General features: G+C 67.8%; 12 protein-coding genes and 2 pseudogenes. 6 read left to right on the top strand and 8 right to left on the bottom strand.

The window, feature by feature from the left end; all coding sequences use genetic code 11:
* Positions 1 to 361: pseudogene (locus GTP90_RS32950) on the top strand (tyrosine protein kinase); the annotation flags it as partial.
* A gap of 119 nt (positions 362 to 480) precedes the next feature.
* The gene (locus tag GTP90_RS32945; protein ID WP_161087471.1) at positions 481 to 2,793 is read left to right on the top strand and encodes a right-handed parallel beta-helix repeat-containing protein; all 2,313 of its coding nucleotides are present in this window, start codon (positions 481 to 483) and stop codon (positions 2,791 to 2,793) included.
* Between the two features lie 2 nt (positions 2,794 to 2,795).
* Here the strand turns inward: GTP90_RS32945 and GTP90_RS32940 are convergent, their stop codons facing one another.
* Both GTP90_RS32940 and GTP90_RS32935 read right to left on the bottom strand, forming a co-directional pair.
* Complete coding sequence (locus tag GTP90_RS32940) at positions 2,796 to 4,877, bottom strand: histidine kinase dimerization/phospho-acceptor domain-containing protein (protein ID WP_254452158.1); 2,082 nt, start codon at positions 4,875 to 4,877, stop codon at positions 2,796 to 2,798.
* Positions 4,878 to 4,991: 114 nt separating this feature from the next.
* Complete coding sequence (locus tag GTP90_RS32935; protein WP_161087470.1) at positions 4,992 to 5,609, bottom strand: response regulator; 618 nt, start codon at positions 5,607 to 5,609, stop codon at positions 4,992 to 4,994.
* A gap of 215 nt (positions 5,610 to 5,824) precedes the next feature.
* On the opposite strand from GTP90_RS32935, the gene GTP90_RS32930 reads away from it, so the two are divergent.
* From GTP90_RS32930 to GTP90_RS32915, 4 genes are read left to right on the top strand one after another with little or no spacing between them, the layout of a single operon-like run.
* Entirely contained in the window at positions 5,825 to 6,892 is a 1,068-nt protein-coding gene (locus tag GTP90_RS32930) for a response regulator (protein ID WP_161087469.1), read from the top strand.
* A complete protein-coding gene (locus GTP90_RS32925) occupies positions 6,889 to 7,164 on the top strand; it encodes a helix-turn-helix domain-containing protein (RefSeq protein WP_161087468.1) in 276 nt (91 codons plus the stop codon). Before GTP90_RS32930 ends, GTP90_RS32925 begins: the two co-directional genes overlap by 4 nt.
* Positions 7,161 to 7,298 (top strand): hypothetical protein, encoded by a 138-nt coding sequence (locus tag GTP90_RS32920; RefSeq protein ID WP_371875160.1) that lies wholly within the window; start codon positions 7,161 to 7,163, stop codon positions 7,296 to 7,298. The genes GTP90_RS32925 and GTP90_RS32920 overlap by 4 nt, the downstream gene beginning before the upstream one ends.
* Positions 7,298 to 7,441 carry a helix-turn-helix domain-containing protein gene (locus tag GTP90_RS32915; RefSeq protein ID WP_161087467.1) on the top strand — a complete coding sequence of 48 codons (144 nt, stop codon included), beginning with the start codon at positions 7,298 to 7,300 and terminating at the stop codon, positions 7,439 to 7,441. The genes GTP90_RS32920 and GTP90_RS32915 overlap by 1 nt, the downstream gene beginning before the upstream one ends.
* A gap of 12 nt (positions 7,442 to 7,453) precedes the next feature.
* Here GTP90_RS32915 and GTP90_RS32910 read toward each other — a convergent pair whose 3' ends face one another.
* The 6 genes and pseudogenes from GTP90_RS32910 to GTP90_RS32885 form a co-directional block, all read right to left on the bottom strand.
* Positions 7,454 to 7,840, bottom strand: coding sequence for a VOC family protein (locus GTP90_RS32910; RefSeq protein ID WP_161087466.1), 387 nt, complete (start codon positions 7,838 to 7,840; stop codon positions 7,454 to 7,456).
* 86 nt (positions 7,841 to 7,926) lie between these two features.
* Positions 7,927 to 8,952 carry an FAD:protein FMN transferase gene (locus GTP90_RS32905; RefSeq protein WP_161087465.1) on the bottom strand — a complete coding sequence of 342 codons (1,026 nt, stop codon included), beginning with the start codon at positions 8,950 to 8,952 and terminating at the stop codon, positions 7,927 to 7,929.
* A 43-nt stretch (positions 8,953 to 8,995) separates the two neighbouring features.
* Positions 8,996 to 9,322, bottom strand: coding sequence for a c-type cytochrome (locus GTP90_RS32900; protein WP_161087464.1), 327 nt, complete (start codon positions 9,320 to 9,322; stop codon positions 8,996 to 8,998).
* A 91-nt stretch (positions 9,323 to 9,413) separates the two neighbouring features.
* Positions 9,414 to 9,932, bottom strand: coding sequence for a nitrous oxide reductase accessory protein NosL (locus GTP90_RS32895; RefSeq protein ID WP_161087463.1), 519 nt, complete (start codon positions 9,930 to 9,932; stop codon positions 9,414 to 9,416).
* Positions 9,929 to 10,753: an ABC transporter permease subunit gene (locus GTP90_RS32890; protein WP_175048332.1), complete on the bottom strand. Its 825-nt coding sequence runs from the start codon at positions 10,751 to 10,753 to the stop codon at positions 9,929 to 9,931. The genes GTP90_RS32895 and GTP90_RS32890 overlap by 4 nt, the downstream gene beginning before the upstream one ends.
* Positions 10,737 to 10,928, bottom strand: a pseudogene (locus tag GTP90_RS32885) (hypothetical protein); the annotation flags it as partial. The pseudogene GTP90_RS32885 and the gene GTP90_RS32890, both read right to left, overlap by 17 nt.

Here is a 10,928-nt window from a genome sequence, read left to right as displayed (position 1 = left end):
GGCCGACTGCCTGGCCGGCGCGCTGGCGCCGCAGCAGGCCTTGCGGCGCGAGGTGGCGCCCGGCCTCGATTTCATCAGCGCCGGCAGCGTGCAGGCCGGCCTGGCTGAGCGGGCCGAACTGTTGCAGCGCTTCCAGCCCTCGCAGCTGCTTGAATCGCTGGGGGCGCACTACGATGTGGTGCTGCTGGCGGCGCCGCCGTTGCTGGCCCAGGCCGATGCGCTGGCGGCCGCGGCGCTGGCCGGCGCGGTGTTCCTGGTGGCGCGCGCCGGCGTGACCACCGAAGCCGAACTGTGCGACGCCATCCGGCGCCTGAACCTGGCCGGCGTCGCGCCGCACGGCGTACTGTACAACGATGCCTGACGGCAGCTAATTCCTATTGACATTTTGTCTTGCCAGAATTTTTTTCTAAAAGCATTGAACTATAGAATTTGATTCAGATCAAACCTCGCTCATCCACTTAATGTAGCGAGGAACGTCTGATGAAGAAATCTGTCATTTACCTGTCTCAAGGAAACGCCGTGGCCGGCGGCGTGTGTGCGGTACTGCTGGCTGCCTGTGGCGGCGGCGAAGGCGGCGCACCCACGCCGACCCCGCCGCCCCGGCTGGCCGCCGAGGCCAGTTACAACGGTCTGCTGGCCGGGACCGATCTGTACGTCTCCCCCACGGGCTCGGACAGCAATGCCGGTACGCAAACGGCGCCGTTCCTGACCATCGCCAGGGCGGCGCAGGCGGCCACGGCTGGTACGACCGTCCACTTGGCGCCGGGCCGCTATGCCGGCGGCTTCCGCACCGCCGCCAGCGGCACGGCGGCGGCGCGGATACGCTATGTATCGGACGCGCGCTGGGGCGCGAAGATCGTGCCGCCGGCCAGTTCCACCAGCGCGGTGGCGTGGGATAATCGCGGCAGTTATGTCGACATCGACGGTGTCGAGGTGGATGGCAGCGCGGCGCAGTCCGGCACGCGCTGGAGCACCGGCATCTATACCGCCGGGGCCTTCGGCACGGTGCGCAACAGTCATGTGCACCATATCGGTCAGGGTGGTTGCCTGTCCGGCGGCGGCATCGGTTCGGACAGTTATTACGGCGGCGCCAGCAACGATGTGCTCGCCAACGTGGTACACGACATCGGCGCGGCCGGCTGCAAGAGCATGTACGGCGTCTACATCAACACGGCCGACAGCGAGGTCAAGAACAACCTGGTCTACGGCGTGTCGAACGCGGCGGTGAACCTGTGGCATGACGCGACGCGGGTAGCCGTGAGCAACAACACCGTCTTTGCCGCGTATGTGGGCGTGGTGGTGGGCAGCGGCGATTATTATCACGCCACGGCGGCGGGCGACTACAATCGCGTGAGCAACAACATCGTGTATGACACCACGTATGGCGTGATGGAGCTGGGCACCATCGGCACGCACAACACTTATGCGAACAACCTGATGTATCTGCAGACGTCCTACGCCTATTTGCTCAGCAGGAGTTTCGCGGTGGCGACGATTGCCGCGCCGCCGCAGTTCGTCAACTATGTGCGCGCCGGTGGCGGTGACTACCATCTGACGGCAACGTCGCCCGCGATCGACAGGGCGCTGGCGGCCGATGCGCCGGCTACCGACCTGGATGGCAAGGCCCGTCCGTATGGCGCCGCTTCCGATGTCGGCGCGTACGAGTACGTTGCCGGCACGCCGACGCCGACGCCAAGCCCGACACCAAGCCCGACACCAAGCCCGACACCAAGCCCGACACCGACGCCGGCACCGACGCCGACCACGGCCAACCAGCTGTACGTGGCCACCACCGGTTCAGACGGCAACCCCGGCACCCAGGCCGCGCCATTGCGGACCATCGCCCGCGCGGCGGCGCTGGCTGGTCCCGACACGACCGTGCACGTGGCGGCGGGCACCTACGCCGGCGGCTTCAAGACCACCGCCAGCGGTACCGCGAGCGGCCGCATCTACTACCTGTCGGACACGCGCTGGGGTGCACGCATCGTGCCGCCAGCCAGCTCCAGCAACGACACGGCCTGGGACAACCGTGGCAGCTATGTCGACATCGTCGGCTTCGAGATCGACGGCAGCGCCACGCAGGCCGGCACCCCGTGGACGCACGGCATCTACAACGGCGGTTCCTACGATGCGATCCGCGGCAACCATGTGCACCATATCGCGCTCAGCGGCTGCACCAGCGTCGGCGGTTCGGCCATCGGAGTCGACTCCTACTACCATGGCGTGATGGGCGACGTCGTCGGCAATGTGGTGCACGATATCGGGCCGGCCGGCTGCAGCTGGGTGCAGGGCATTTACCTGAGCACCTCCGGCAGCGTGGTCAACAACGTGGTCTACCGCGTGGCCGAGGCGGCCATCCATTTGTGGCATGACGCCAGCCACGTGGTCATCGCCAACAACACGGTGTCGGCGTCGGACACCGGCATCATCGTCGGCGGCGGCGACTTCTACTTCACCAGCGGGCCGGACGACTACACGCACGTGGTCAACAACATCGTCTACGACAACCGCTACGGCATCTCCGAGCAGGGCTCGACAGGGACCCACAATACCTACAGCAACAACCTGTCGTTCCAGAACAGCAGCTACAACTGGAGCCTGCTCAACGGCCTGAGCGCCGCCGCCACGGTGACGGCCGACCCGCAGTTCGTCGGCTACAGCCGCAGCGGCACGCCGGACTTCCACCTGCGCAGCACTTCGCCGGCCAAGGGCGCCGGCACCACCAGCTATGCGCCGTCCGTCGACATCGAGGGCACGCCGCGTTCGCCGGTCAGCATCGGCGCCTACCAGTAGGCTCAGGCGTCCGGCTGCGGGGCCGGCGTGGCGGCCGGCTCGCCGGCGCGGTCGGCCAGCCAGTGCCGGATGCGCCGCCGCAGCCGCGCCGTCTGCGCCTCGAACGGCAGGTGGAACAGGTAGGCCAGCGCCACCACCACGGCCAGCATGGCGGCATATACCGCCAGGCTGGCCGGCTGCTGCGGCGACAGCGGCGCGCCGCCGCGGTAGGTCCACAGCATGTGCTGCAGCGGGATGTGCAGCACATACAGCGTGAACGAGAAGCTGGCCAGGAAGGCGCCGGCCTCGGCCAGCCAGCGGCGCGGCGGCGCGGCGCGCTCAAGGCTGCACAGGCACAGCAGGGCCAACACGCCGAACAACAGGTGTTGCGGCCACGTGGCCAGGTTCAGGTCGCCGGCCGGGGCGCGCAGGCGCAGCCAGACCGCCACGCCCAGCGTGCCGGCCACGCAGGCCCGGCGCCACCACGGCCCGGCGTCCCAGCACACACGGGAGGCGCCCGCGCCCAGCAGCCACAGCGTGAAATACAGCAGCATCGCCGGCGGCAGGCGGCTGGCGATCGCCAGGCCGAGGCCGGCGCCCTCCTTGGCGCGGCTGGCGGTGTCGTCGGCCTGCGAGAAGTTCTCGAAGATGGCGCGGCGCATGGCCTCCGGCACACCCGGCCCGGTGTCGCGCACCTCGCAGCGCAGGCCGCCGCCGGGGCCGGGCGCCACCCGCAGCAGCACCGAGCCGGCCGCCGTGGCGGCGATCGCGTTGAGCAGCAGGATGTCGAGGATGCGCAGCAGCTTGGCGCGGTCGCACGGCCACACGGCGGGCAGGCCGGCCTCCATCTGCGCGTTCAGCGCCAGGCCCTTGAGCGCGGCCGCCTCCCGATGGCGCGACAACGCCAGCTGCGGCAGGTCGGCCATCACCATGGGCTCGACCACCAGCGGCTCGCGCCCCGACTCCAGCGCGCTCAGCTCCAGCACCGCTTCCACCAGGCCCAGCAGCCGCAGGCCGCTGTGGTGGATGGCGTCGGCGAAGCCGCCGGCGCGGCTGGCGCCCATTTCGATCTGCAGCAGCTCGGAGTAGCCCAGGATGCCGTTGAGCGGCGTGCGCAATTCGTGCGACATATTGGCCAGGAAGCGCGACTTGGCGAGGTTGGCGGCCACCGCGCGCGCCCTGCTCCTGATGAGCTGGCCGAACAGGATGTGCAGGCCCAGCGTGCACAACAGGATCACCGTGGTGGCGCCCGCCGCCAGCGCCAGCGTGCGCTGGCGGCTGGCGTCGTAGCGCGCCATGCACTCCCGCAGGTCGATGCCGACCAGCACATACAACGGGAAGCGCTCCAGCCGCTGGAAGGCGTAGATGCGGTCGCGGCCATCGACCGCGCCGGCCGCCGTGGTGGTGCCCTGGCGCTGGGCGCGCAGGACGGCAAACAAGGGGCTGGCGGAAATGTCCTGGCCCAGGCTGCTGTCCTTGCCGACCCGGCGCACCCGCATGACGCCGTCCGCGCCGACCAGCGCGATCAAGCCCTGGCGGCCGACGTCGATGTCCTGGTACAGGCGGGTGAAATACTGCGGGTCCATGGACGCCACCACCACGCCGCGGAAGCGGCCGTCGGGATAGTTGACGCGCCGCGTCAGCTGCAGCGACCACTTGTTCGACACCCTGCCCAGGATGGGCTTGCTGATGTAGAGCAGGCCTTCGTCGCTGTTCATGTGGACCCGGATATGCTCGCGGTCGGCCACGCTGGTGGACTTGAACGGCATACTCGACAGCGTCACGTTCCCGTGCTCGTCGACAATGCTGAACTGGTTGAAGATGTCGACCGGCCCCAGGCCGTCCTGCAGCTCGCGCTTGATGTCCAGGCGCGCGCCCTCCACCTCGTAGCGGTGGCGCAGGAAAATCACCGCCTGGTCGGCCGCCTCCAGCGTGCGCGCCGCGTGCTCGTTGAACAGGCGGCCCAGCGCCTGGGCGTCGCGGCGCGCGTCGTCGATCTGCAGGCGCTTGGACTCATCGAGCTGGTGCAACGTCAAGGTCCAGCCGCCGGCCACCAGCAGCAGCGCGATGCTCCACAACATCCAGCGCACGTCGAATCGCCCCATGACCTTCTGCCACATCCTGCCTCCCGCGCCTGAGAATTACTCAACGGAAAATTCTGGTATGGAGCGATCCTGCCTGAAACTCAAATATTTGTCAAATTCAATTAATTTGTTGGATTAAGTGTCGTATTGCGCGGCCCGCTGCAACTGCGCGCAGCAGGCGCGCATATAACCGCGCAACTCGTCGTAGTTGACCGGCTTGCCGAAAAACACCACGCCGGGCGGCACGCCGCCGCGCTCGGCCAGGTCCTCGGCCGTCAGGCTGGAGACGATGGCGATATGCATGCCCGCCAGTTGCGGATCGGCCAGGATGGTCTTGACCACCTCGTAGCCGTCGATGCCGTCCATGATGATGTCGGCCAACATCACCTGCGGCCGCCGGCGCGCGATCTCCATCAGCGCCTGGTAGCCGTTCTCGCAGAACGTCAGGCTGACCGGCAAGTCCCACATGGCGAACTGGCGCTGGTACACGGCGCGCTGCAGCGGGCTGTCCTCGACCACCAGCACCGTGGCCTCGCCGTTCTGGCGCGCCGGCCGCGCGGCGCCATCCGCCGGCGCGGCCTTGTAGCGCAGCACCGCCGACAAGGGAATGCGGCGGTGGCCGCCCTGGGTCTTCCAGGCCTCGATCACGCCCGACTCCACCAGTTGTTGCACGGAGGATACAGAAATCCCGAGCAGTTCCGCTGCGCGCTGGGTCGTGCACACCTCGTCCGCCGGGCTATCGCTGCGTTTCATCGTCACATATTCCTCACAACAAAAATAAAAAAATCAATTTCAACATATTTTTACCGAATTCAATATAATCGGTGAAAATTCAGCGCAATACTTGCGCCGAAGGCTGTGTCCCCATTATGCCGCCGAAACGGCAACTTGGCGAACACCTTGGCAAACAATCAAATTCGCTGGATTTGCGGTCCAAGCCAGCCCGATTTCCCAGCCGGAGAGCTAACATGCAGATTCTGATCGTTGACGACAATCCCGCCAATCTTGAATTGTTCGGACACATGCTGGAAATGTTGTGCGATAGCCCACCGGTATCGATGAGCGATCCGGGCGCGGCCCTGGCCTGGTGCGCAGAAAACAACCCCGACGTGGTGCTGGTGGACTACATGATGCCGGAGATCGACGGCCTGGAATTCCTGCGCCGCTTCCGCGCCCTGCCCGGCAAGGAGCAGACGCCGCTGGTGATGGTCACCGCCGACACCCAGAGCAAGATTCGCCACGAGGCGCTGCGCCTGAGCGCCAACGACTTCCTGACCAAGCCGGTCAATTTCATCGAGCTGAACGCCCGGGTCGGCAACCTGCTGGCGCTGCGCCGGGCCCAGCAGCAACTGGCCCATCATGCGGCCAAGCTGGCCGACGAGGTGCGCAAGGCCACGGCCGACATCGCGGCGCGCGAGCGCGAGGCGATCTACCGGCTGTCGCGCGCGGCCGAGTTCCGCGACCCGGAAACCGGCAGCCACCTGCTGCGCATGGCGGCCTTTTCCGAGCTGATCGCCCGCAACCTCGGCCTGCCGGAGGAAGAGTGCGAGCGCATCCTCGCGGCCGCGCCGATGCACGACATCGGCAAGCTGGGCATTCCGGACGCCATCCTGCTCAAGCCGGGTCCGCTCGACAGCGCCGAACTGGAGATCATGCGCCGCCACGCGCAAATCGGCGCCGACATCCTGGCCGACAGCGCCTCGCCGCTGTTGCAGGCCGGCGCGCTGATCGCCGCCAGCCACCACGAGCGCTTCGACGGCAGCGGCTACCCGCGCGGCCTGGCCGGCGCAGCCATTCCGCTGTATGGCCGCATCGTGGCCGCCGCCGACGTGTTCGACGCGCTGACCTCGGCCCGCCCCTACAAGCCGGCCTGGACCTTTGCGCAGGCGCGCAGCGCGATGGACGCCGGCTGCGGCAGCCACTTCGATCCCGCCTGCGTGGCCGCGCTGTTCCGCGACGAGGCGGCGCTGACCGCCATCCGCCAGCGCTACGACGATCATCCCCCATCCCCACAACCACTCAAGGAGGCCGCATGAACGCCTACGAAACCCCATTGACCTCGGCCGCAGCGCGCTGCCCGCACCCGCTGCTCGACAACATCCTCGACCATCTCAGCCTGAAGAACGACGCCGCGCTGGCCAAGGCCCTGAACATCGCGCCGCCGCGCATCAGCAAGATACGGCGCGGGCGCATGGAAGTGAGCGCGGCCCTGCTGCTGCGCCTGCACGAAGTGGCCAACATCCCCGTGGCCGAGCTGCGCCGCATGGTGCAGGACGCCCAGCAGATGGAGCTCAAGCCGTCAAATTGATCGGAACGGGTCCGGCAACCGCCACCCGCGCGATCGCCGCGGGCAGCCACAGCGACGGCGTCACGCCGCACGGCAAGGCGGGACCGGCTGCGCCCGGCGGCATGCGCCCCGGCGTCAACGAGGCGAGCGGGTGATGCGGCACCGCCTGGTCGGGCTGCTGCAAACCACCGGCTGGAGCGCGCCGATGGTGGCCGAGGCCTGCGGCTATCAGACGCATGCGCGCTTCTCGTCGCGCTTCAGGGAGCGCTACGGTTGTCCGCCCTCGACCGTGCGCTGAGGCGGCGCGCGGTCACTGGCCTTCGGGCGGCTCCCACAGCTCGACCTTGTTGCCGTCCAGGTCGAGCACCCAGCCGAACTTGCCGTACTCCGAATCGTCGACCTTGTCCTCGACGCGGCAGCCCTCTTCGCGCAGCGCGGCCAGCAGGCCGTGCAGGTCGGCCACCCGGTAATTGATCATGAAGCTGGCCGTGCCCGGCGCAAAGTAATCCGTGTCGGCCTTGAAGACGTTCCACGCGGTGGTGCCCTTGCCGCCCGGATTGTCCGGGCCGGACCAGTCGAACGCGGCGCCGCCCCACGGCCCGATATCCACGCCGAGGTGGACCCGGTACCACTCGGACAGGGCCTTCGGGTCCGGTGACTTGAAGAACACACCGCCTATGCCGGTGACACGTTTCATGTAGGGCTCCTAAGGATGGGCAAACAGCGCGTCATGCGCGGTCATTGCCTCATCGATAATACCTTCATGCCGGCACCCGATCAAGATTATTGAACCGAGCCTTCGAGGCGGCTGCGCATCGCCGAGGTCAGCAACACACGGCGCGTGGTGTCGACCATCATCACCTCGTTCAGGCCGAGGCGGCGCGACATCGCCTCCCAGCCGGCCGGCCCGGTGATGAACAGCGGCTTGGAGTTGCCGTCCGAGCGCAGGCCCACATCGCTGCCGCCCGAGGTGATGATGGTGACCGACGCCACCAGGTCGATCGGATAGCCGGTGCGTGGATCGATGATGTGCGGACGGCGCTTGCCATCCTTCATGAAGTAGCGCTCATAGTCGCCGCTGGTGCCGATGGCCTCGTTATCGTGCAGCGTCACCATGGCCAGCGTGCCGCTGCCGCGCGGATCGCGGATGCCGACCTGCCACGGACGCGCGCCCGGCTGGCCGAGCGCCAGCACATTGCCGCCGATGTTGACCAGCGCCGCCTCGACGTGCTCGGCGCGCAGGATGGCGGCGGCGCGGTCCAGTGCGTAGCCCTTGGCGTAGCCGCCCAGGTCGATCATCACCGCCGGATTGACGCTGGAAATCGTCGTGCCGTCATAGCGCAGGTCCGACAGGCTCGGACGCGCATCGACCCAGCGCCGCACCTCTTCGGCGGTCGGCGTGTGGGCGCAGATATCGCTGCTCTGGAATCCCCACAGCCGTATCAGATGGCCGATGGCCGGGTTGAACAACTGGTCCGAACTGGCCGACAGTGCGGTCGCCGATTTGAGCAGGCTGACCATTTCCTCGTCGCCCTGGAACGGCTCGCCGCGCTCGATGCTCGCGTTCAGGCCGGTGAGCATGCTCGGTTCCCACGCGTGCAGCTTGCGGTGCAGCCGGTCGAACTCCGACAGCACCTTGGCCGCCGCCGCGTGGGCGTGCTGGCGCGTGCCGCCGTAGACCGTCACCTCCACCGTGGTGCCGAACACGTGGCCCTGAGTGACATAGCGCTGCTCCTGCCGCGCACAGCCCGCCGCCAGCCACAACGCCGCCGCCAGCACGGCGGCGCGCCTGACAAAATTCCACAACATGCTTTTCTCCGATGACGGGGCGCCGTGCAAGGCGCCCCACCGGTTAGTTACTCTTTGCGATCATATAGTCGACCACGGCCTTGACCTCGTCGTCCTTCAGGGCCGGATTGCCACCGCGCGGCGGCATCATCTTGAAGCCGTTGAGGGCGTTGGTGTACAGCGCGGGCTTGCCCTTGGCGACACGCGGTCCCCAGGCCGCCTTGTCGCCGAACTTGGGCGCGCCGAGCACGCCCGCGCCGTGGCAAGCCATGCAGGTCGCCTTGTAGATCTTCTCGCCCTTGGCGCTGTCGGCCGCGGCCGGAGCCGCGGCGGAGGCGGCGGTAACGACGCCGCCGATCAGCAGCGCGGCGAAGAGTTGGATTGCTTTCATTTTTAAACCTCTTTGTTGCGGGTGGTTGAACCAGCGCGGCGTGCCGCGCTGACGTAAATCCCGGCCGACGCCGGCCGGATCGGGAGCGCCGTCAATGCGCCATGTCTGCGTGCGCGGCGGCCGTGCGGGCCGCACTCAGCATCGAAGCGCGGATATCGGCAAAGCGCAACACCTGGCCGCCGTCGCGCTTGGCGAACGAGGCGGCGTCGGTCTGCCGGGCGAACGGCACGATGGTCGGGCCCATCGAACCACGGGCGCGGCTGCCGACCACATACACCGCGTCGCGCGCGGCGATCCAGTTGCCTTGCGGGTGCTGCCAGTCGGCCGCGCCCATGTCCTGCACGTACTGCGCGTTGGCGCTGCGATGCTGCTCGGGCGCCAGCATCGCGCCCAGCAGTTCCATCACATCGCAAAAATAGTCGGTCTTGCCATCGGCGTAGCGGATCTGCCCCTTGGCGCCGGCATAGTCCTGCAACAACATGCCATCCAGCGCGCAAGCGGTGTCCGCGCTGGGCTCCTGGGCTTGCGGCAAGGGGGCGATCTGGCCGCAACCGGCCAGCGTGGCGGCGACCAGCCAGTAACGCCAGCGCGGGCGATAGGTAAGTTTCATCGGAATCTCCTGTGAGCAAAATAAAACGGCACGACGATCCAGCCCAGCATCACCGCCAGCAGCACCGCCGGCTGGGTCCAGGCCGGCGGCATGACGGTGGCCAGGCCGTACATGCCCTGCGCCTGGTCGGAGCTGAAGACGTTCAGCAGCCGGAACACATCGGCCGGGTTGAGCATCAGCAGCGCGGCAAAGGCGCCGCTGCTCAGGCCGCCCTGGCTCAAGACCAGGGCGCCCATCAGCAGCAAGTCGAACACCAATACAAAGAAGAACCACAAGGCCAGCGCGGCGCCGCTGGCGCGCACGCGGTCGCGGGCGATCACGGACACCAGCACGGCGATGCTGAGGAAGGCCATGCCCATCAGCACAGCGCTGGCGACGAACAGCGCGTAGCGCTCGCCCTCGCCCACTGTCAGCTCGGACGACAGCGGCAGCAGGCCGACGCCAAAGCCCAGCGCGGTGGCGGTGGTCAGCGCCGCCGCCAGGCCGAGGTATTTGCCGCATAGGACTTCGAGCCGGCTGATCGGCATCGACAGCAGCAGCTCCAGCGCCCCGCGCTCGCGCTCGCCGACGATGGCGTCGTAGCCCAGCAGCAGCGCGATCAGCGGCACCAGGTAGATGACCAGGCTGGCCAGGCTGGCGATGGTGGCGTCGACGCCGTGGAAGCCGACTTGTCCCTGCTGCACCGCGCCGAAATACGCGATCGCCAGCGCGAACACGGCGAACACCACCGCCACCGCCAGCACCCAGCGGTTGCGCAGGCGGTCGCGCCATTCCTTGGCGGCGATGATCCACACCTGGCGCCATTCAATGCGAGCTGGCATACGCACCTCCATAACCAAGGAAGACCTGTTCCAGCGTGGGTTCGTGCAGCGCGATGTCGCGCGCGTGCGGCAGCAGCGCGGCCAGCACCGCCAGCTTGTCGGCGGCGGCGCAGCGCACGTCGAAGCGCGTGCCCTCGCGTTCCAGCGTCGGCGCGCCGGACGCGTCGCCCGGCAG

Origin of the sequence: Duganella vulcania (assembly GCF_009857655.1) — a bacterium.
Lineage (GTDB): Bacteria > Pseudomonadota > Gammaproteobacteria > Burkholderiales > Burkholderiaceae_D > Rugamonas > Rugamonas vulcania.
The sequence above is the reverse complement of the archived record's forward strand: the minus strand, read 5'-3'. Positions and strand labels throughout refer to the sequence as shown.

What these genes read in the sequence shown, in the direction of transcription:
- GTP90_RS32945 (WP_161087471.1), top strand. Translation starts at nt 481, where the DNA reads ATGAAGAAATCTGTCATTTACCTGTCTCAAGGAAACGCCGTGGCCGGC.
- GTP90_RS32940 (WP_254452158.1), bottom strand. Translation starts at nt 4,877, where the DNA reads ATGGGGCGATTCGACGTGCGCTGGATGTTGTGGAGCATCGCGCTGCTG.
- GTP90_RS32935 (WP_161087470.1), bottom strand. Translation starts at nt 5,609, where the DNA reads ATGAAACGCAGCGATAGCCCGGCGGACGAGGTGTGCACGACCCAGCGC.
- GTP90_RS32930 (WP_161087469.1), top strand. Translation starts at nt 5,825, where the DNA reads ATGCAGATTCTGATCGTTGACGACAATCCCGCCAATCTTGAATTGTTC.
- GTP90_RS32925 (WP_161087468.1), top strand. Translation starts at nt 6,889, where the DNA reads ATGAACGCCTACGAAACCCCATTGACCTCGGCCGCAGCGCGCTGCCCG.
- GTP90_RS32915 (WP_161087467.1), top strand. Translation starts at nt 7,298, where the DNA reads ATGCGGCACCGCCTGGTCGGGCTGCTGCAAACCACCGGCTGGAGCGCG.
- GTP90_RS32910 (WP_161087466.1), bottom strand. Translation starts at nt 7,840, where the DNA reads ATGAAACGTGTCACCGGCATAGGCGGTGTGTTCTTCAAGTCACCGGAC.
- GTP90_RS32905 (WP_161087465.1), bottom strand. Translation starts at nt 8,952, where the DNA reads ATGTTGTGGAATTTTGTCAGGCGCGCCGCCGTGCTGGCGGCGGCGTTG.
- GTP90_RS32900 (WP_161087464.1), bottom strand. Translation starts at nt 9,322, where the DNA reads ATGAAAGCAATCCAACTCTTCGCCGCGCTGCTGATCGGCGGCGTCGTT.
- GTP90_RS32895 (WP_161087463.1), bottom strand. Translation starts at nt 9,932, where the DNA reads ATGAAACTTACCTATCGCCCGCGCTGGCGTTACTGGCTGGTCGCCGCC.
- GTP90_RS32890 (WP_175048332.1), bottom strand. Translation starts at nt 10,753, where the DNA reads ATGCCAGCTCGCATTGAATGGCGCCAGGTGTGGATCATCGCCGCCAAG.